Origin of the sequence: Salmonella sp. A7 (assembly GCF_020181675.1) — a bacterium.
GTDB lineage: Bacteria > Pseudomonadota > Gammaproteobacteria > Enterobacterales > Enterobacteriaceae > Salmonella > Salmonella enterica.
Genome location: NZ_CP084001.1, coordinates 3,303,870 through 3,325,021 on the forward strand (window position 1 = coordinate 3,303,870; position 21,152 = coordinate 3,325,021).

Below are 21,152 nucleotides of genomic sequence, written 5' to 3' on the forward strand. Positions count from 1 at the left end.
AAGCGCGCAGCCCACCGCCTTTTAGCTTGCCGCCGGCGCCAGATCGCCGCCGTTGAGATCGCGCTTCACTTCAGTGACTTCGTCACCCTTCGCGTTATGCAGATGTACCTCAAGCTGGTTAAAGGCGATATTGATATCATTTTCACGGCACAGTCGATCGATCGCGCGGTTCAGTTCATCCACCGTATGGCTACGATCGCGCAATTCACGCACGTACAGACGCAGTTCATGATCCAGAGTGCTGGCGCCAAAGGTGGTGAAGAATACGGCAGGTTCCGGATCGTGCATCACCTTCGGATGCTCCATCGCCGCCTGTAGCAAGACTCTTTTCACTTTCTCCAGATCCGAGCCATAAGCCACGCCAAGCCGGATAACCAGACGTGTCGTGGTATCGGAGAGGGACCAGTTAATCAGCCGCTCCGTTACGAACGCTTTGTTCGGAATGATCACTTCTTTACGATCAAAATCGGTAATAGTGGTGGCGCGAATACGAATCTTACTGACCGTGCCGGAATAGGTGCCGATCGTTACCGTATCGCCAATGCGTACCGGACGTTCGAAGAGGATGATTAAACCCGAGACAAAGTTACCGAAGATCTCCTGTAGCCCAAAACCGAGACCCACCGACAACGCCGCCGCCAGCCACTGGAGTTTATCCCACGAGACGCCGAGCGATCCGAATACTGTCATCGCGCCAACAGCGATAATGACGTAGTTAAGGATCGTGGTGATCGCATACGAAGCCCCCTGGCGCATATTCAGGCGTGAAAGCACCAGCACTTCCAACAGGCCGGGTAAGTTGCGGATGAGCGCCCAGGCCACCATCGCGGCAATAATGGCGAATAGCAAGCTGCCCATCGTCACGCTTTTCACCACCGCAGCGCCAGCTTCTGTGCCGTTGTAGTGCCACAGCGTGATGCTATCAAGGTAGCTGAATACGGTGATCAAATCGGACCAAATCGCCCAGAACATAACGCCGAACAGGGCAAGCATTAGCAGCATCGTGATACGTAATGTTTGCTGGTTAATCTGCTCCAACGCGATGGTGGGTTCTTCCTGTGGCTCCGCGCCTTCCGCTCCCTCTTTTACCAGGTTCTGACGACGAGCCAGCGCGCGTCGCCAGGCAATCCGGCGCGCCGCTACGCTTAACCCGCGCAGCACCGTTTGATAAAGCAGGTTCCAGATAATGACCAGATAGACGGTTTCAATCCAGCGCCCCGCCAGGCGCAGGGTGGTATAGAAATAGCCGGTCGCCGTTAATACCATTAACGCCACCGGAATGATGGAAAGAATCGTCACGGTCACCAGTCGAATGCCGTGAGATTCTTTATCGCGCCAGCTTTCCCGGCACAGTGGCCACACCAGCAATGTTATGACCAGCAGATTGAGGAAAATAACCGCCTGCCCCAGCACGTCATCCATCAGATTCAGCGGCGACAACTCCGCCACCACAGACCAAAAGTGCAGCGGCAGCAATGCGAGGCTAATGCGTACAATCTGGCGACGCCAGTGGCTGGTCAACTGCGCCGGCATACCAAAATGGCGTATCGCCACGCCCTCTTTTTCCAGCACCTTCCAGCACAGTCCAAAGACCAGCCAGAACATCGCGAGCTTTTTACTAAAGGCCCAGAGCAGATCGCTGATATTTAGCTGCATGGTCAGCAAGATCAGTCCAAGCGCGAGGATAATCAGGCACACCGGCAGCGCGCGGATCAGATCGATCAGAATAGCTTTTGGCGTATTGAGCTGACTATCGTTACGCAGCGATCCCACGGCGGCGGCCAGCTTCTGTTGATACGCTTTTAACCATTTCAGACGCCAGCGGATTAAACCGGCGATGAGCAAGAGCGGCAACCCGGCCAAAAAAGCAATAAATACCGCGGGCCAGGCTTTTTGCCAATTCACCGTGATTTTCATGGCGCTGAATTGCTCTTTTAACGTTTGGGGGAACGCTTTAAGCCAGTCCCAGTCCATAGGGCGGTTACTGTTCACCCAAAAAATCTGCTGCGTCAGAATGGCTTTCAGATTTTTCGAGACGCTCATCAACTGCTGCTGGTTAACTTGCAGGTTAATCGCCATCATCAGCTGGTTACCCAACTGTTTATTTAGCTGATCCAATAGCTCACGGCGCATCTCCACCACCTGAAGCAACGCATCATGAACTTCATCATTCACCTCGCTGGTATGCCCCTCCTCCAGCTTGTCGACAAAGGCATCGCTTTGGAATAAGGCATCACGCTGCTGGTTGATTTCAAACTGCTCCAGACGCAAATCCGCAATGCGGTTGGTCATATCTTCGAGTTCGTCGGCGGAGGGCAGGGTTTGCTGCTGTTGATAAAGAATACGCGACAGCAACAGGCTGCCTTTTAAGACGGCAATCTGTTCTTTGATATTTCTTTCCGACTGCAGCGCGCGATCGAGCCAGTTTTTTACTTTAATGTTTTGCTGCATCAACATATTGCCGTTTTCGGTCGCGACAATCAGACGCTGGCTGAGTTGATGGTTAATATCCAGTTCCTGTTTTACCAGTGGGTTCGCCTGGATACGCGCCGTTTCGTCCGGCGAAATGGCCTCCTGGGCCGTTTTTTCCGTTAGCGTAAGTCGTTTACTGTTGACCGCCTCCTGTAAAAGTTGAAGCTGATGTTCAAGGCGATTACTGTTGGCCGTCACGTAATCCCGCTGTTTTTGCAGGGTGTCCTGCAAAACGGTATTCCCTTCAAGACTCTTACGTTGCTGGTCGATCTGCGCATTAAGCAGCGCCTGTTTTGCCTGTAATAACACCTGTTGGCTGGGGCGAAGCGCGGCTTCCCCGACGTTATTGCCGTCCAGACGGTTACGGATTTGCTGTATTTGCTGCGAGGCGGTATACATGGCGTTTTGCACGCGCTCAGGCTGGGTCTGTAGCGAAACAAGCTGGCTGTTATAAGCGGCAAGATCGTTTTGCGAATTTTGCAAATCATCCAGTACCTGCGCCACACGCAGCTCAAGCTGACGTAACGAAAGCGCACTCAGCGTTTTTCGCATTTCAGCATCATTATCGACATCGCTCAGCGCATTCAACGCAGCCGTCGCCTGGCGCATTTTTTCAGGCGCCTGCGCCACCTTCTGCCGTAGCTGTACGGTCTCCTCTTTCACCCGCTCGATTTTCTCCAGCGTAGCTAACGTATCAATAAGGTCTTGCTGGACGAGCTTATCCTGGGCGGAGAGATCTTTTTGCTTATTCAGCGTATCCAGCTGGTTTTGCACATCCGCTTTTGACGGCAGGTCGCCATTCGTTTGCCCCCGGGCAAATGCCAGAGACTGACAGGACAGCAGGATAATAAGGACGCTAATTGTAATAAAAACAAAATGCTGTGAACGTTTATAAAGCTGCAACATAGTCATGAGAATGAAGTGTCTGAACCGGCAAGCAGACCGGAAATAATTGAGTCGCAAGAATATCACGCCTGTAACAAACAGAATAGCGACACAGAAAATGTCCAGGAGTTTTCCTGGAATATTATCAGGGGGAGCCGGTGACCGTCGACGCGCGCAGCGTCGGACACAATTGATACATCTCCAGCAGGATCGTGACGTAGGCGCGAGCTTCTTTTTTTAAATCAAACGATTGCGGAGCAAATAACCAGTTTTCCATGAGCCCTGAAATAAAGCTGCGCATCAGTACCGCCGCACGACGGGTCAGCAGATTTTCAGGCAGCATTTTAGCATTAATACAATGTTTTAACGTTTGTTCAATCCGATCGTAACTTTCCAGACAAAGGCTACGTTGCGCCTGTTGAACCACAACCATTTCTCCGACAAACTCACATTTATGGAATATAATCTCCATCAATAAGCGGCGTCGTTCTTCTGTTACAGTAGCTTCAAGAATATGAACTAAAATTTCTCTTAATACAGATAGTGGATCGTCGGGGAATTTTGCCTGATACTCAATCTCAAGCTCACCAATATTGGATTCTGATAGCTCCCAGATCTCACTGAATAAATCCGACTTATTTTTGAAATGCCAATAGATTGCGCCGCGCGTCACGCCAGCAGCGTTCGCAATCTCCGCCAGCGAGGTTGCCGATACGCCTTGCTGCGAGAACAAACGCAGGGCCACATCCAGGATGTGTTGTCGTGTCTCCAGCGCTTGTTGTTTGGTTTTTCGTGCCATATGTCGGTGAATTTACAGGCGTTAGATTTACATACATTTATGGATGTATGTACCATAGCACGACGATAATATAAACGCAGCAATGGGTTTAAGGACCTTTGACCATTGACCAATTTGAAATCGGACACTCGAGGTTTACATATGAACAAAAACAGAGGGTTAACGCCTCTGGCGGTCGTTCTGATGCTCTCAGGCAGCTTAGCGCTAACAGGATGTGACGACAAACAGGACCAGCAAGGCGGCCAGCAGATGCCAGAAGTTGGAGTTGTCACACTAAAAACGGAACCACTGCAAATCACAACTGAACTTCCGGGTCGTACCGTTGCTTACCGTATCGCCGAAGTTCGCCCGCAGGTAAGCGGCATTATCCTGAAGCGTAATTTCGTTGAGGGAAGTGATATCGAAGCGGGAGTCTCTCTCTATCAGATTGATCCTGCGACCTACCAGGCGACTTACGACAGCGCTAAGGGCGATCTGGCAAAAGCGCAGGCCGCCGCGAATATCGCTGAACTGACGGTGAAGCGTTATCAAAAGCTGCTGGGTACGCAGTACATCAGTAAGCAGGAATACGATCAGGCGCTGGCTGACGCGCAACAAGCGACTGCCGCCGTTGTCGCAGCAAAAGCCGCCGTTGAAACCGCACGTATCAACCTGGCGTATACCAAAGTCACCTCACCGATTAGCGGTCGTATTGGTAAGTCATCCGTAACGGAAGGCGCGCTGGTACAGAACGGTCAGGCGTCGGCGCTGGCGACAGTGCAGCAGCTGGACCCTATTTATGTCGATGTGACCCAGTCCAGCAATGATTTCCTGCGCCTGAAGCAGGAGCTGGCAAATGGTTCGCTGAAGCAGGAAAACGGCAAAGCGAAGGTCGATCTGGTGACCAGCGACGGTATCAAATTCCCGCAATCCGGTACGCTTGAGTTCTCCGACGTGACCGTTGACCAAACCACCGGATCTATTACTTTGCGCGCCATCTTCCCTAACCCGGATCACACCTTATTGCCAGGAATGTTCGTTCGCGCACGTCTGCAGGAAGGGACAAAACCGACGGCATTACTGGTTCCACAACAGGGCGTTACCCGTACTCCACGCGGCGATGCCACGGTGCTGGTGGTTGGCGCTGATAACAAAGTGGAAACCCGCCAAATCGTCGCAAGCCAGGCGATCGGCGATAAGTGGCTGGTGACTGACGGGTTGAAAGCGGGCGACCGCGTAGTCGTCAGCGGGCTGCAAAAAGTACGTCCTGGCGCACAGGTTAAAGTGCAGGAAATTACCGCGGATAACAAACAGCAAGCCGCAAGCGGTGATCAACCTGCTCAGCCCAGGTCTTAACTTAAACAGGAGCCGTTAAGACATGCCTAATTTCTTTATCGATCGCCCTATATTTGCGTGGGTGATCGCCATCATCATCATGTTGGCAGGGGGGCTCGCGATCCTCAAATTGCCGGTAGCGCAATATCCGACGATTGCGCCACCAGCAGTGACGATCTCCGCAACCTACCCTGGCGCTGATGCGAAAACGGTACAGGATACCGTCACGCAGGTTATCGAACAGAATATGAACGGTATCGATAACCTGATGTATATGTCCTCCAACAGTGACTCCACGGGGACCGTGCAGATCACGCTGACCTTTGAATCCGGCACCGATGCGGATATCGCGCAGGTTCAGGTTCAGAACAAGTTGCAACTGGCAATGCCGTTACTTCCCCAGGAAGTACAGCAACAGGGCGTAAGCGTTGAGAAGTCCTCAAGTAGCTTCCTGATGGTAGTGGGCGTCATTAACACCGACGGCACCATGACCCAGGAGGATATTTCGGATTACGTTGCCGCCAATATGAAAGATCCGATCAGCCGTACCTCTGGGGTGGGCGACGTCCAGCTGTTTGGTTCGCAATATGCGATGCGTATCTGGATGAATCCGACAGAGCTGACCAAATACCAACTGACGCCGGTCGACGTGATTAACGCGATCAAAGCGCAGAACGCCCAGGTCGCAGCAGGTCAGCTCGGTGGTACGCCGCCGGTAAAAGGCCAGCAGCTTAACGCATCGATTATTGCCCAAACGCGTCTGACCTCAACGGATGAGTTTGGCAAAATCCTGCTGAAGGTGAATCAGGATGGCTCCCAGGTTCGTCTGCGGGATGTAGCGAAAATTGAGCTTGGCGGCGAAAACTACGACGTCATCGCGAAATTTAACGGTCAGCCAGCGTCAGGTCTTGGCATCAAACTGGCTACCGGCGCCAACGCGCTGGATACCGCTACCGCTATTCGCGCCGAACTGAAAAAAATGGAACCGTTCTTCCCGCCAGGGATGAAAATCGTCTACCCGTATGACACCACGCCGTTCGTGAAGATCTCTATTCATGAAGTGGTAAAAACGCTGGTCGAAGCGATTATCCTCGTGTTCCTGGTGATGTACCTGTTCCTGCAGAACTTCCGCGCGACGTTGATTCCGACTATTGCGGTTCCGGTGGTGTTGTTGGGAACCTTTGCCGTGCTTGCGGCATTCGGTTTCTCGATAAACACGCTGACGATGTTCGGGATGGTGCTCGCCATCGGCTTGCTGGTGGATGACGCCATCGTGGTGGTCGAGAACGTCGAACGTGTTATGACGGAAGAAGGCCTTCCGCCGAAGGAAGCGACGCGCAAATCCATGGGCCAGATTCAGGGCGCATTGGTGGGTATCGCGATGGTACTGTCGGCGGTATTTATTCCGATGGCCTTCTTTGGCGGCTCAACCGGGGCAATTTATCGTCAGTTCTCTATCACCATCGTATCGGCGATGGCGCTGTCGGTGCTGGTCGCGCTGATCCTGACGCCCGCGCTGTGCGCGACGATGCTCAAACCCGTCGCCAAAGGCGATCATGGCGAAGGGAAAAAAGGCTTTTTCGGCTGGTTTAACCGCCTGTTCGATAAGAGCACGCATCACTACACCGATAGCGTAGGTAATATTCTGCGCAGCACCGGGCGTTATCTGCTGCTCTATCTCATTATCGTCGTCGGTATGGCTTATCTGTTCGTTCGTCTGCCAAGCTCTTTCTTGCCGGATGAAGACCAGGGCGTATTCCTGACAATGGTCCAGCTCCCCGCCGGCGCGACGCAAGAGCGCACGCAAAAAGTGCTGGATGAGGTCACGGATTACTATCTGAACAAAGAGAAAGCCAACGTTGAATCGGTATTCGCCGTCAACGGCTTCGGTTTTGCAGGGCGCGGTCAGAATACCGGTATTGCATTCGTGTCGTTGAAAGACTGGGCCGATCGTCCAGGCGAAAAAAACAAGGTTGAAGCGATTACCCAGCGGGCAACCGCAGCGTTTTCACAAATTAAAGATGCGATGGTCTTCGCCTTTAACCTGCCGGCGATTGTTGAACTGGGCACCGCAACCGGGTTTGACTTCGAGTTGATTGACCAGGCGGGACTTGGTCATGAAAAACTCACCCAGGCACGTAATCAGTTGTTCGGCGAGGTGGCGAAATATCCTGATCTGCTGGTCGGCGTTCGACCTAACGGTCTGGAAGATACGCCGCAGTTTAAAATCGATATCGACCAGGAAAAAGCTCAGGCGCTGGGCGTGTCTATTAGCGACATTAATACCACGCTGGGCGCAGCATGGGGCGGCAGCTATGTAAACGACTTTATCGATCGCGGTCGTGTGAAGAAAGTTTACGTGATGTCCGAAGCGAAATACCGCATGTTGCCGGATGATATTAACGACTGGTACGTTCGTGGTAGCGATGGTCAGATGGTGCCATTCTCCGCATTCTCCTCTTCCCGCTGGGAATATGGTTCGCCGCGTCTGGAACGCTATAACGGTCTGCCTTCGATGGAAATTCTGGGTCAGGCGGCGCCAGGCAAGAGTACTGGTGAAGCGATGGCGATGATGGAGGAACTGGCCAGCAAGCTGCCGTCAGGCATTGGGTATGACTGGACCGGGATGTCCTACCAGGAGCGGTTGTCCGGCAACCAGGCCCCTGCCCTGTATGCTATCTCGCTGATCGTCGTCTTCCTGTGTCTGGCGGCATTGTATGAGAGCTGGTCTATCCCGTTCTCCGTAATGCTGGTTGTTCCGCTTGGGGTTATCGGCGCGCTGCTGGCCGCGACCTTCCGCGGACTGACTAACGACGTTTACTTCCAGGTGGGCCTGCTCACAACCATTGGGTTGTCGGCGAAGAACGCGATACTTATCGTCGAATTCGCCAAAGACTTAATGGATAAAGAAGGGAAAGGTCTGGTAGAAGCGACGCTGGAGGCCGTTCGGATGCGTTTGCGCCCGATTCTGATGACCTCGTTAGCGTTCATGCTGGGGGTTATGCCGCTGGTTATCAGTTCCGGCGCGGGTTCCGGCGCGCAGAATGCGGTAGGTACTGGCGTACTGGGCGGGATGGTAACGGCAACCGTACTGGCTATTTTCTTCGTACCGGTCTTCTTCGTGGTGGTACGCCGCCGCTTTAGCCGTAAAAGCGAAGATATTGAGCATAGTCATTCGACAGAACATCGCTGATTTGCTCACTGTTGATAAGGCCGCGCAAGCGGCCTTTTTTACGCAAAAATCATAAAATACGCTTATTGTTAGATTGATTATTTTTTGCCATATTAATAAAAGGTATAATCCTTACTGCGTTAAAGGCTTTTCTTAGGAAAGTTGGCCATTTCTTAATTCAGCCATTAATTAAGAAATATTAAGAATATTCCTGGCTATTTTCTCCTGTCAGAGTCTATTGTTTTAGCCTGAAAAGCTAAAAAACGTTAACCCAATGATTACACAAACAATAAAACTGGTTCCTTTTTAGGCGACCGACGATCACTGTTAAAATTCGAAAAAGTATGGCAACACGCGGCTTTCACGCAATTGTAATTTTTCGTAATATGACGATGAAAAGTTTTTTAGAGTAGATTATAGTTAAATCATAAGGTGACGTGGGAAGTACCAGGTTAGTTAGTTGTATCCATCCCGAAGGTGTTCGGTTAGTTTAAGCCACTAAAAAGGGGATGCATTATGGACGAATACTCACCCAAAAGACATGATATAGCACAGCTTAAATTTCTTTGCGAAACCCTGTATCATGACTGTCTTGCAAACCTTGAAGAAAGCAACCATGGCTGGGTTAATGACCCGACCTCAGCAGTCAACCTGCAGCTCAATGAGCTGATAGAGCATATTGCAACTTTCGCTCTTAATTATAAAATTAAGTACAATGAAGACAATAAATTGATTGCGCAGATAGATGAATACCTGGACGACACCTTTATGTTGTTCAGCAGCTATGGTATTAATACGCAGGATTTGCAAAAATGGCGTAAATCGGGCAACCGCCTGTTCCGTTGTTTCGTCAACGCCACCAGGGCTAATCCTGTTAGTTTGTCTTGTTAAAAATTATTACAATCATAGGTAGAATTTATGTCTGATAAACCATTAACTAAAACTGATTATTTGATGCGTTTACGGCGCTGTCAGACAATTGACACTCTGGAGCGCGTCATTGAGAAAAATAAATATGAATTGTCCGACAATGAGCTGGCTGTATTTTACTCAGCTGCGGATCACCGTCTTGCAGAATTGACGATGAACAAACTCTACGACAAGATCCCCTCTTCAGTATGGAAATTCATTCGTTAATCACGCTACATTACTTTTTAGAGAACACGCAGGTGTTATCTGCCTCCTCGTTCTGGCTAATAACACAACGGGCTATTATAGAACAGTGATATAGATCACATACCAATAGCAGGGAACGTTCCCTCTAATGCTTTATTATTGCTTCTATTGCGATAATATCCACCAAGGGGAGCGCGCGATGAGTGACGAAAAACAAAAAATGATCGCTGGGGCACTGTATTGCCCGACCGATGAAACTTTATGCCAGGATCGACTGCGGGCGCGTCAACTCATCCATCAATACAATTATAGTACGCCTGATGAAATAAATAAGCGTCAGGCGATTTTACGCGACCTGTTGGGTCGATGCGAAGACGCCTATATTGAACCTTCCTTCCGTTGCGACTACGGCTATAATATTTTTCTTGGTCACTCCTTTTACGCTAACTTCGACTGCGTCATGCTTGATGTTTGCCCAATTCATATTGGCGATAATTGTATGCTCGCGCCAGGGGTACATATCTATACCGCCACGCACCCGCTGGACGCCGTCGAACGCAACAGCGGCAGAGAATTCGGTAAACCCGTCACTATCGGAAATAACGTCTGGATAGGCGGACGAGCCGTCGTTAATCCTGGCGTAACCATCGGCGATAACGTCGTCGTCGCTTCAGGCGCTGTGGTGACAAAAAACGTACCGCCAGACGTCGTGGTAGGCGGAAATCCGGCGCGAATCATTAAAAAATTGTAGTCAAAATGATAACTGTTATGCTAATTCGTGGTTAATCTGTTACTTTTTTCACGTTACACCTCCCTTTAAAATGGGCTGTTACTACCCCTATGTCGCAGAAATCATGAAGGCAAAAGATGACAGAGATACAGCGCCTGCTTAGCGAAACTATTGATGACTTAAACGTCCGTGAAAAACGCGATAACAGGCCGCGTTTTAGTATCAGTTTTATCCGCAAGCATCCTGGGTTATTTATCGCGATGTATGCGGCCTGGTTTGCGACGCTGGCGGTCATGCTGCAATCAGAAACGCTGGTGGGGTCAGTGTGGCTGTTAGTGGTGTTATTTATCGCATTTAATGGCTTCTTCTTTTTCGACATCGCCCCGCGTTATCACTATAACGACATCGATGTGCTGGACCTCCGGGTCTGTTACAACGGCGAATGGTACAACACCCGCTTTGTTCCCCCCACGCTCATTGAGACGATTCTTCAATCTCCACAGGTGGATAATGAACATAAAGTCCAGCTGCAAAAAATGGTTGCCCGTAAGGGCGAACTTTCCTTCTACGATATTTTTACGCTGGCCCGCGCAGAAGCCAGCCGGTAATAAAAAAGTGCGCACCCTCCCTGGTACGCACTGCTTTCCCTGAACTGTTGGTTTTTAACGTCTTTTTTTACGCCCCTGAACCGCCTTAAAACGCGGATTTGTTTTACAAATCACGTATAAGCGTCCTTTGCGTTTGACTATCTGGCAATCCGGATGCCGTTGTTTTGCATTGCGAAGTGAGTTTAACACCTGCATTTCATTTACCCCCTTTTAGCGCCGATAAAATGACCGAAACGTTTCTGGAAGCGTGCGGCGCTACTTTCGCTATCAAACGTTTTCTGTCTACCGGTATAAAAAGGATGCGATTTTGATGACACATCAATAGTGACATACGGATATGTCACGCCGTCCAGTTCGATTTCACGTTCAGTTTTGATAGTTGATCCCACTTTCACATATTCATTTGCGCTGGTGTCGTGAAATACGACGGTGCGGTATACAGGATGAATATCAGGTTTCATTGCGCCCTCTCAATTATGTTATAACATAACAATAAAATACGCTATCAACGCTCCTTTTTCAACCGGTAAACATTCACGATCTCTTCCTGGCGGCAAAAGCAATGTGGCGTAACGCGTTAGTCTGGCCCCTATATCTGTAAAATCGATAAAATAGCTTTATCATTCGAGGGCGCGATTTACGATCGGATATACTTTCTCTACGCTGTGTTTATAAGGACATCACTGTGACAACACGACATCTGGTCAGCCTGGTAACGGGAGTGCTTATCCTGTCTGTCCTTTTCCCGATAGGATTGAGTCTGTGGCTGGCGCACCGTCAAGTTGAAAAAAGGTTTAACGAAGAGCTGGATATCTTCTCGTCCCGGGTGGCGCTACGTACAGAAAGGGTCAGTGACCAGGCAAAAGCCGCGTTAACGCATATTGCCTCCTTTAAAGGCGAGCCCTGCAGCAGCGCCCATTTACTCGCCATGCGCCGCGTGTCTTATAGCTTTCGGTATGTCCAGGAAGTTCTGTATCTTAAAAATTCGATTCCCGTTTGCTCCTCACTTGAAAAAGAGAGCCATATTCCCGCTTTCCCTCCGCCCATGAAAATCACTCGCGACGGTTATCGCGCCTGGTTTACGGCGCAAAACGATCTGGGTATAAAACGCTATATGGCGGCACTCGGGAGCGACAGCTATATCGTGATGATCGACCCGGCGTCCTTTATCGATGTGATTCCGTTTGGCGCATGGCCGATTGACGTCGCTATTATTGGCCGGGAACGCAATACTGTGGTTGCCAGCAGCGGTAACCTTGACCTCGCTATTCTTCCGCTCATTCACCATGAGACGCCCCTGCGGCTGGAAAACCGAGGCATTCAGTATGCTATTCACCCCTTTCCGGAAATGGGCATTACTATCGTAAGCTGGGCACCGACCGCTCCGCTGGAAAGGAGCTGGTATCGACAGGCATTTATCTGGCTACCGGCGGGCATCGTAACGGGTCTGCTGGCTGCGGCCTTTATTCTGCGTATTTTGCGTCGGCTACAGTCGCCCCGCCACCGTCTCCAGGATGCGATAGACAATCGCGAAATTAACGTACACTATCAGCCTATTGTCTCCCTGAACAGCGGAAAAATTGTCGGTGCCGAAGCTTTAGCTCGCTGGCAACAGGCGGACGGCACCTTCCTTTCGCCGGAAATTTTTATCGCGCTGGCTGAACAAACCGGGCTCACAGAGCCGCTAACCCGGCTAATCATCGACACCGTTTTTGAAGACATGGGGAGTTGGTTAAAGTCCCATCCCGAACAACATATTTCAATCAATCTTGAGGCATCCGATCTGGCGTCGGAAACGTTGCCGACGCTGTTAAGCACGCTGCTGAACCGTAGCCAAATTTCTCCGTCGCAAATCGCGCTTGAATTAACGGAGCGCGAGTTCGCCGATCCGAAAACCAGCGCGCCCATTGTCGCCAGATACCGTAACGCGGGACATTCCATTTATATTGATGACTTTGGCACCGGCTATTCCAGCCTCAGCTACTTACAAAATCTGGATGTGGATGTCCTTAAAATTGATAAATCTTTTGTCGATGCGCTGGAATATAAAAACGTCACGCCGCATATTATTGAAATGGCGAAAACGCTCAAACTTAAGATGGTCGCAGAAGGCATCGAAACGATCAGGCAAGAACAGTGGCTACGCCAGCATGGCGTGCATTATGGTCAGGGCTGGTTATACAGTAAACCCCTACCCGCTACGGCATTTATTCTTTGGGCGGAACAGCGGCTATAACGTCGCACAGCAGAAAAGAACAGTGTGGAGAGGCACAAATGGGTGGGGGCCCTGCCAGCTACATCCCGGCACACGCGTCATCTGCCTTGGCTGCTTCCTTCCGGACCTGACCTGGTAAACAGAGTAGCGTTGCGGGAGAACCAACAGAGCCCCCATTGAGAGCGTTGTGAACCAACGCGCAGGCGCATTATCACTGCTATATCGTGCAATTGCAACCCATCAGGCATCGGATGCTGGTTTCTTGCGCATCCGGGCTTTCCTCCCCCCTTATTCCAGATTATCCTGAAGCATTAACGCAGGATTCTATTATGGATATTCAGGACACATTTCCTCAACGCGTCTGGCAAATCGTCGCTTCGATCCCGGAAGGGTTTGTCACGACCTACGGCGATGTCGCCCGGCTTGCCGGTTCGCCTCGGGCGGCGCGTCAGGTCGGCGGAGTTTTAAAACGTCTGCCGGAAGGCAGCACTTTACCATGGCATCGGGTGGTGAACCGCCACGGCGCGATATCACTTACCGGGCCGGATCTACAACGGCAACGTCAGGCATTACTGGCGGAAGGCGTGGTGGTGTCGGGAAGCGGACAAATCGATTTACAACGCTATCGCTGGGTGTATTAACCCTCTCCGTAACGGAGAGGGTTGGCGCAGGATTAATACTGGGTAGGCGCAGGAACGGCAGAAGACGGATTGACCTGGGTCGGCGAAGTCGATGGAACCGTCGTCGTCGCACCACCGCTGGCCTGCACAGGCACCGCCGTTTGCTGTACCGGTACCAGCGTCAGATCCGCTTTAGTGCCGCCATTATTAATCACCGGTTTCACGCTATCGGTAATAAATACCAGCTTATTGTCAACGGTGATGGCCGCGCTCAGGAGAATACGCGCGTTAGGTTGAATATCTGATGGGTTAAACGGCAACACAAAACTGAAAGGCGCCTGTTTACCTTCGGTACGTACCGCTTTTTGCGACAGCACCTTAGACGGCGCATCAGCCAGCGAAGCATCTGAAAGCGTCACGGTCAGCACCGCATCTGGCGGCAGAGCGACCTTCTGGCGGATCCAGACGGTACCGGAAACATTGGGTTGCTGAATAGTAGACTGGTTAGCTGTAATCGACATGTTAGGGTTTGGCGCAGGCGTCTGGATATCAGCGCTTTTATCAGCGCAGGCCGCCAGAGATATCGCAACCGCTAAACCACTTACGATGTGCACGAGTTTCATTCAATTCTCCTTATCATCAATGCACCAGCAGGCCTTTCCCCCCGCCGGAAGAGTGGTTAACAGAAACATAACGTGATTAAGTGTGGCACATGTCACTCATTTTTGCCTGGAATTGGTCTGTTATTCAGACTTTTGTACCCATCGGACCACTTGCAAAATTGCGTTATACTCTGCCCTACCTCGCTTCGGCATCGTTGTCACCTGGAGAGTATGTATGAGTCAGACACTGAATAATTTGCTGACATTATTGAATCTGGAAAAAATTGAAGAAGGACTCTTTCGGGGCCAAAGTGAAGACTTAGGGCTGCGCCAGGTATTTGGCGGTCAGGTGGTGGGCCAGGCGCTCTATGCCGCCAAAGAAACGGTGCCGGAAGCGCGACTGGTGCATTCATTCCACAGTTATTTTCTGCGGCCAGGCGACAGCCAAAAACCCATTATCTATGACGTAGAAGTGCTGCGCGATGGGAACAGCTTCAGCGCCCGCCGCGTTGCCGCTATTCAGAACGGGAAACCCATCTTTTATATGACCGCCTCATTCCAGGCGCCGGAACCGGGTTTTGAACATCAAAAAACCATGCCGACGGCAGTCGGGCCGGAAGGACTACCGTCAGAAACGGAAATCGCGCAATCGCTGGCGCATTTACTGCCGCCGATTCTGAAAGAAAAGTTTCTCTGCGATCGCCCGCTGGAAATTCGTCCCGTCGAATTTCACAATCCGTTGAAAGGTCACGTCGCCGCGCCTGTGCGTCAGGTATGGATTCGCGCCAACGGCACCGTTCCGGATGACATTCGCGTCCATCAATATTTACTGGGATACGCCTCGGATCTGAATTTCCTTCCCGTCGCGCTTCAGCCTCACGGCATCGGTTTTCTGGAAAAGGGCATTCAGATCGCCACTATCGATCACTCTATGTGGTTCCATCGTCCGTTCAATTTTAATGAATGGCTACTTTATAGCGTGGAGAGCACTTCCGCCTCCAGCGCCCGGGGCTTTGTTCGCGGCGAGTTTTATACTCAGGATGGCGCGTTGGTCGCTTCAACCGTGCAGGAAGGGGTAATGCGTAATCACAATTAAAAAACATGCCGCTATGCGGCGTTAATGGCCTGATGACGCTGCGCTTATCCGGCCTACGGTAAACTGGATAAGCGCAGCGCCATCAGGCATGTTGCGCAATCACGCGTTATACGCATTCTCGCCGTGACTGTTCACATCCAGCCCCTCGCGCTCCTGCTCTTCCGGTACACGCAGTCCAACAAGGATATCCGCCAGTTTGTAACCAACAAACGCGACAACGCCGGACCAGACGACCGTAATAGCAATACTTTCCAGCTGTACCATCACCTGATGTCCCATCGTAACGCCGTCGACAAAGCCAACGCCGCCCAGCGAACTGGCGGCAAAAACGCCGGTCAGGATACAGCCGACTATTCCGCAAACGCCGTGAACGCCAAATACGTCGCACGGATCATCTACCCGTAACAGACGTTTAAGCATGGTGACTCCCCACAATCCCGCCAGACCCGCAATAACGCCGATAACCAGCGCGCCGCCAACGCCAACATAGCCACAGGCTGGCGTCACGCCGACCAGACCGGCAATCGCGCCGGAACACGCCCCTAGCAGGGAAGGCTTACCGCGTAGCGTCCACTCGCCGATAATCCACCCCAGAATCGCGGCGGCGGTCGCCACCACGGTGTTCACAAAGGCCAGCGCTGCTATCTCGTTTGCGCTCCCCGCAGAACCCGCGTTAAATCCAAACCAGCCGATATACAGAATCGCAGTACCGGTAAAGACCATCGGCAGGTTATGGGGTTTAAATGCTTCTTTCCCAAAGCCGACGCGTTTGCCAATTAAATAAGCCCCTACCAGCCCGGCGATAGCGGCGTTAATATGCACCACCGTACCACCGGCAAAATCCAGCGCGCCGTGAGCAGCCAGCAGGCCGCCGCCCCACACCATGTGCGCAATCGGGATATAAGAGAGCGTGAACCACACCACGACAAAAATCAGTACCGCCGAAAAACGAATACGCTCCGCCAGCGCGCCGACAATCAGCCCGACGGTAATGCAGGCGAAAGATCCCTGAAACGCGACATGAATATACTGATAAATCGTCCCCGTTACCGCCGTCAACGCGATATTCTTCAACATCGCCCCATCGGCATTACCGAAGAAATGATTCCCTTCGCCAAAAGCCAGCGAATAGCCGTACACCACCCATAAAATACAGACCAGCGCAAAGGTGACGGTCACTTGCGTTAACATTGACAACACGTTCTTAGCGCGAATTAATCCGCCGTAAAACAGCGCGATACCCGGTATCGTCATGAACAGCACCAGCGCGGTGCAAATCATCATAAAAGCACTATCCGCTTTATCGGCAACCGCCGGCGCGGCTATCGTTAGCCCAGGCAGCAGCGCCAGTGAAGCCAGTGTGGTTTTTATCATCGCTATCTTCATTTTTTCATTTCCTGTTGCTGTGTGGCGGGTCTTACAGCGCTGCTTCGTCAGCTTCGCCGGTACGAATCCGAATAACGCGCATGAGCTCCGCGACGAAAATTTTGCCGTCGCCAATTTTTCCGGTGTAAGCCGCTTTACTGATGATATCGATCACCTCTTCCAGTTGGTCGTCGGCGATAGCCACATCAATTTTGACCTTCGGCAGGAAATTCACGCTGTACTCCGCGCCGCGATACAGTTCGGCGTGTCCTTTCTGACGGCCAAACCCTTTCACTTCGGTGACGGTCAGTCCCTGAATGCCAATGGAAGAAAGCGCCTCCCGCACGTCCTCCAGCTTGAACGGTTTGATAATCACGGTAACCAGCTTCATAGAACCCTCCAGTCAGAATTAGGTAACGGCTGCCGCCGCGCATGGACTCTTCAGAATGGATATTGCAAAGGATGTGCCAGAAGCTGGCGAGCGAGGAAAAGCGCGGTTAGCGGCGCGTCTTTATATTGACGCGCCCCAACATTGAAGCAGGGAAAGAAAAACGCACCACGACGGTGCATAATGGGCGAGGTTTTGCCCTGTGGCGCAAAACCTTACGCCGCAGGGCCGGGTTCTTCGTGTACGCTGGCGGCTAACTCCTCGCCAACTAGCTGTAATTGATACATTTGCCAGTAGCGCCCTTGCGCCGCCAGCAATTGTTGATGCGTCCCGCGCTCCACCGCCTGGCCGCGATGGAGAACCAGAATGGTATCCGCCTCCACGATTGTCGATAGCCGATGGGCAATAACCACCAGCGTGGTGCGCTCGCGAATCGCCGCCAGCGCCTGCTGTATCGCCTGCTCAGTGCCGGAATCGATGCTGGCCGTCGCTTCATCAAGAATTAATATTTGCGGGGCGTCAACCAGCACGCGCGCCAGCGCCAGTAGCTGTTTTTGCCCGACGGACAGCGTATTTCCCTGCTCGCCGAGATGCGTATGCAGCCCGTCGCTCAGGCCGCGCGCCAGGTCTGCCAGTTGTACCGTTTCCAGCGCCTGCCACACCTGCGCCTCGGAGACATCGCGCCCCAGCGTCACATTAGCCAGAAAGGTATCCGCCATCACTACCGGGTCCTGTTGAACCATCGCCACGCCCTGGCGTAAAACGCGATGATTAAGAGAGGCGATTTCTCGCCCATCCAGCCGAATTTCGCCTTGTGTCAGGGGGTAATACCCCATTAATAAGCTGGCGAGCGTGCTCTTCCCGCTGCCGGTGTGCCCCACCAGCGCCACAAAGCTACGGGACGGTACTGATAGCGTAATGTCCTGTAAAACAAGATTATCGTCGCGATAAGCAAACGACAGATGATCAATATCAATCGCCCCGCTTTGTAACGGCCTGTCGTCGCTGCCATAGCGCTGGCGCGGGCGATCCATCAGTTCAAAAACACGCTCTCCCGCCACAACCGCCTGCTGTAGCATGGATTGCTGGGTGGTCAGTTCAATGAGCGGCTCGTTCAGACGTGACAAATAGCTAATGAACGCATACAGCACCCCGACCTCAATCGTGCCGGCAGACGTAAAGCTGAAAAGCATTAACAAACCACACAAAATGAGCGCAGAAAAGAGGCTAAGCAGCGGACGCAATAAAAAGCCGTCTAAGCGTAGCGTCTGCATCCGCGCCATGTAGTGCGAGCGGCTGGCCTCGCCCATGCGTTCGCCGAAGCGCGCCTGCTGGCGAAACTGCTGGATTACGCTCATCCCGTTGATGATTTCGTTAAAGCCGTCGTTAATATCCGCCAGATATGCCCGCACGCGGCGTACAATCGGCGTGCTGTAGCGCTGATAAATGATCATCACGGTCAATACCGCCGGAAAAATCAAAATCGCCACCAGCGCCATCCGCCAGTCAAGGCTGAACATGGCGACCAGCATGGCGCCGATCAACGCCGCGCTACGTAATACCGTCGCGACGACCGTGACGTACAGATCGCGGATGACTTCCGTATCGTTGGTCACGCGTGAAATTAATTGTCCGACAGGCTGCGTGTCGAAGGCGCTTAGCGGCTGACGCAAGGCGGCATCCATGACGTCCGTGCGCAAGGACTGAACCACGCCAACGGCCGCCCGGTTAAATAATAAAGACTGGGCGTAATGCAGACCCGCCGCCAGAAATTGTAGCCCCACATAGGCGGCCGCCAGCCCCGCGACCTTGCCCAACGGTAAATGGTGGCGGGCCACCATGTTATCAATGAAATAGCTGATCAGCAGCGGACCGCTAACTTCCGCCGCCGCCGCAATCCACAGCATCATCACCGCGACAGAGAGCGGTTTTCGCCATGGCGAGCCATACGCCAGTAACCGTTTCAGCGTCGGCCATAGCTGTCCAAAACTACGCATTCGCCGCCTCCTCGCCGCGTTCCGGCGCGTCATCCAGCGCGGCCTCCAGTTGCTGATAGCGATACATATCGCGATACCAGCCAATCTGCTGCGCCAGTTGATCGTGATCGCCGCGCTGAACAACATGACCATGTTGCATAACGATAATTTCATTGGCGTCGGTCAGCGCGGATAAACGATGCGCGCTGATAATGACCGTACGCCCTTCGCCCCACTGGCGCAAATTATGCAAAATCTGATGCTCCGTGCGACCATCTACTGCTGAGAGCGCATCATCAAGAAGCAGAATTTCCGCATTCAACAGCAGCGCTCTGGCAATCGAGATACGCTGTTTTTGCCCTCCCGATAACATGACGCCACGTTCACCTACCTGCGTGTCGTAGCCCTGAGGCAAACGGAGAATATCCTCATGTACGCTGGCTAAACGCGCCACCTGTTCAATCTCCTCCTGAGTCGCCTCCGGGCGTCCGAGCGCAATATTATTGGCAATAGAGTCCGAGAACAAAAACGGCGTCTGGCTGACGACCGCCAGTCGGCTACGCCAGCTATCCAGTTGCAGATGCGTCAACGGCATGTCATGGAAACGGATCTCTCCCTGCGTCACATCAAAATGGCGCTGGATAAGCGACAATATTGTGCTTTTCCCCGCGCCGGTCGGACCGCATATCCCCAGCATCTGACCCGGTTTAAGGCGAAAGTTCACATTCTCCAGCGCCGGATGCGTCGTTTGCGGATAGCAAAACTCACGAATGGCCGCCGTCAGTTCGCCGCGCCCCGCCGGGACCGGCTCTTCGCCATCCTTAACTACCGGCGCTTCCGCCAGCATGGCGCGGATGCGGCTGTATGCGGCGCTACCCCGCTCCACGATATTAAACATCCAGGCCAGCGCCAGCATCGGCCAAATCATCAACCCCAGATACATCATAAAGCTGGTGAGTTCGCCCAGCGTCAGGCTGCCGTTAACCACCATCCAGCTTCCGCCGCTAATCGCGAGCAGGTTCGCCATGCCAATGGCGATGTAAATGGTTGGATCAAAACGCGCGTCAATACGCGCCACGCGCATATTTTTCTTGCCGGTATCTTCGGCATCCGCCGCAAACAGCGAAGACTGGCGGTCCTCCAGACCAAACGCTTTGATCATGCGGATGCTGGTCAGACTCTCCTGCGTGCGGTCGTTCAGGCTGGAGAAGGCGGCCTGCGCCAGTTTGAAATAATCATGCAGCCGATCGCCGTAACGTTTGATCATCAGCGCCATAATCGGCATCGGCAACAGCGCTAATAGCGTTAGCTGCCAGCTAATTTGCGTCGACATGACAATCAGTACCGCGCAGCCCATTACCAGCGAGTCAACCAGCGTCAGAACGCCCTCACCCGCCGCAAATACGACGCGATCCACATCATTCGTCGCGCGCGCGATAAGATCGCCCGTTCGATGGCGCTGATAAAATTCAGGATGCTGACGGCTCAGCTGGCGATAATAATCTTCACGCAGTTCGACGGCTAATTGATAAGAAGCGCCAAATAGCAGCACGCGCCAGACATAGCGCAACAAATAGACCACTACGGCGATCAGGGCAATGGTGCCAATCCACATCGCTATTCGGCCTGGAGTAAAATGCTGTGCGGTTACGCCATCCACGACAATCCCCACCACTTTGGGCGGGATCAGCTGAAGCATCGCAATAAGCATAAGCAGGGCCACCGCGCCAAGATAGCGACGCCATTCCCGGCGAAAGTACCAGCTTAATTGAGCAAATAATCGCACGCGTTATT

General features: G+C 52.3%; 18 protein-coding genes and 1 other RNA gene. 9 read left to right on the forward strand and 10 right to left on the reverse strand.

Going from position 1 to position 21,152, the window contains the following annotated elements:
- Positions 1-21 precede the first annotated feature (21 nt).
- Both mscK and acrR read right to left on the reverse strand, forming a co-directional pair.
- Positions 22-3,384: a mechanosensitive channel MscK gene (gene mscK, locus LCS67_RS16250; RefSeq protein WP_000178236.1), complete on the reverse strand. Its 3,363-nt coding sequence runs from the start codon at positions 3,382-3,384 to the stop codon at positions 22-24.
- Between the two features lie 118 nt (positions 3,385-3,502).
- On the reverse strand, positions 3,503-4,156 hold the full coding sequence (gene acrR / locus LCS67_RS16255) for a multidrug efflux transporter transcriptional repressor AcrR (RefSeq protein ID WP_000101760.1): 654 nt from the start codon (positions 4,154-4,156) through the stop codon (positions 3,503-3,505).
- A 141-nt stretch (positions 4,157-4,297) separates the two neighbouring features.
- Here acrR and acrA point away from each other — a divergent pair, with 141 nt between their 5' ends.
- From acrA to LCS67_RS16285, 6 genes are all read left to right on the forward strand, one after another.
- Positions 4,298-5,491 (forward strand): multidrug efflux RND transporter periplasmic adaptor subunit AcrA, encoded by a 1,194-nt coding sequence (gene acrA / locus LCS67_RS16260; protein ID WP_001039202.1) that lies wholly within the window; start codon positions 4,298-4,300, stop codon positions 5,489-5,491.
- A gap of 22 nt (positions 5,492-5,513) precedes the next feature.
- Positions 5,514-8,663: an efflux RND transporter permease AcrB gene (gene acrB / locus LCS67_RS16265; RefSeq protein WP_001132508.1), complete on the forward strand. Its 3,150-nt coding sequence runs from the start codon at positions 5,514-5,516 to the stop codon at positions 8,661-8,663.
- A 495-nt stretch (positions 8,664-9,158) separates the two neighbouring features.
- Positions 9,159-9,533, forward strand: a complete 375-nt coding sequence (gene tomB, locus LCS67_RS16270; protein ID WP_000344807.1) for an Hha toxicity modulator TomB — start codon at positions 9,159-9,161, stop codon at positions 9,531-9,533.
- Between the two features lie 27 nt (positions 9,534-9,560).
- On the forward strand, positions 9,561-9,779 hold the full coding sequence (locus LCS67_RS16275) for an HHA domain-containing protein (protein WP_001280991.1): 219 nt from the start codon (positions 9,561-9,563) through the stop codon (positions 9,777-9,779).
- A 178-nt stretch (positions 9,780-9,957) separates the two neighbouring features.
- The gene (gene maa / locus LCS67_RS16280; RefSeq protein WP_001278786.1) at positions 9,958-10,509 is read left to right on the forward strand and encodes a maltose O-acetyltransferase; all 552 of its coding nucleotides are present in this window, start codon (positions 9,958-9,960) and stop codon (positions 10,507-10,509) included.
- 116 nt (positions 10,510-10,625) lie between these two features.
- Entirely contained in the window at positions 10,626-11,096 is a 471-nt protein-coding gene (locus LCS67_RS16285) for a YlaC family protein (protein WP_000136183.1), read from the forward strand.
- 54 nt (positions 11,097-11,150) lie between these two features.
- Here LCS67_RS16285 and ykgO read toward each other — a convergent pair whose 3' ends face one another.
- A complete protein-coding gene (gene ykgO / locus LCS67_RS16290; protein WP_001197749.1) occupies positions 11,151-11,291 on the reverse strand; it encodes a type B 50S ribosomal protein L36 in 141 nt (46 codons plus the stop codon).
- Positions 11,292-11,296: 5 nt separating this feature from the next.
- Positions 11,297-11,557 carry a type B 50S ribosomal protein L31 gene (locus LCS67_RS16295; protein ID WP_000801415.1) on the reverse strand — a complete coding sequence of 87 codons (261 nt, stop codon included), beginning with the start codon at positions 11,555-11,557 and terminating at the stop codon, positions 11,297-11,299.
- Between the two features lie 224 nt (positions 11,558-11,781).
- On the opposite strand from LCS67_RS16295, the gene LCS67_RS16300 reads away from it, so the two are divergent.
- A complete protein-coding gene (locus LCS67_RS16300; RefSeq protein ID WP_000213131.1) occupies positions 11,782-13,332 on the forward strand; it encodes an EAL domain-containing protein in 1,551 nt (516 codons plus the stop codon).
- Between the two features lie 49 nt (positions 13,333-13,381).
- Here LCS67_RS16300 and ffs read toward each other — a convergent pair.
- An RNA gene (gene ffs / locus LCS67_RS16305) (signal recognition particle sRNA small type) lies at positions 13,382-13,478 on the reverse strand.
- A gap of 84 nt (positions 13,479-13,562) precedes the next feature.
- Between ffs and LCS67_RS16310 the strand changes: the two genes are divergently transcribed.
- Entirely contained in the window at positions 13,563-13,952 is a 390-nt protein-coding gene (locus LCS67_RS16310; protein ID WP_000961285.1) for an MGMT family protein, read from the forward strand.
- Positions 13,953-13,984: 32 nt separating this feature from the next.
- Here the strand turns inward: LCS67_RS16310 and LCS67_RS16315 are convergent, their stop codons facing one another.
- Positions 13,985-14,554, reverse strand: coding sequence for a YbaY family lipoprotein (locus tag LCS67_RS16315; RefSeq protein WP_000779802.1), 570 nt, complete (start codon positions 14,552-14,554; stop codon positions 13,985-13,987).
- A gap of 214 nt (positions 14,555-14,768) precedes the next feature.
- On the opposite strand from LCS67_RS16315, the gene tesB reads away from it, so the two are divergent.
- Positions 14,769-15,629, forward strand: coding sequence for an acyl-CoA thioesterase II (tesB, locus tag LCS67_RS16320; protein ID WP_000084176.1), 861 nt, complete (start codon positions 14,769-14,771; stop codon positions 15,627-15,629).
- Positions 15,630-15,728: 99 nt separating this feature from the next.
- Here tesB and amtB read toward each other — a convergent pair whose 3' ends face one another.
- The 4 genes from amtB to LCS67_RS16340 all read right to left on the reverse strand — a co-directional run bounded on the left by amtB (position 15,729) and on the right by LCS67_RS16340 (position 21,144).
- Complete coding sequence (gene amtB / locus LCS67_RS16325) at positions 15,729-17,015, reverse strand: ammonium transporter AmtB (protein ID WP_000684912.1); 1,287 nt, start codon at positions 17,013-17,015, stop codon at positions 15,729-15,731.
- 31 nt (positions 17,016-17,046) lie between these two features.
- Positions 17,047-17,385, reverse strand: coding sequence for a P-II family nitrogen regulator (glnK, locus tag LCS67_RS16330; RefSeq protein WP_000780341.1), 339 nt, complete (start codon positions 17,383-17,385; stop codon positions 17,047-17,049).
- 212 nt (positions 17,386-17,597) lie between these two features.
- Entirely contained in the window at positions 17,598-19,379 is a 1,782-nt protein-coding gene (locus LCS67_RS16335; protein WP_001256070.1) for a SmdB family multidrug efflux ABC transporter permease/ATP-binding protein, read from the reverse strand.
- On the reverse strand, positions 19,372-21,144 hold the full coding sequence (locus LCS67_RS16340; RefSeq protein WP_001235559.1) for a SmdA family multidrug ABC transporter permease/ATP-binding protein: 1,773 nt from the start codon (positions 21,142-21,144) through the stop codon (positions 19,372-19,374). The genes LCS67_RS16335 and LCS67_RS16340 overlap by 8 nt, the downstream gene beginning before the upstream one ends.
- Between the last annotated feature and the right edge of the window lie 8 nt (positions 21,145-21,152).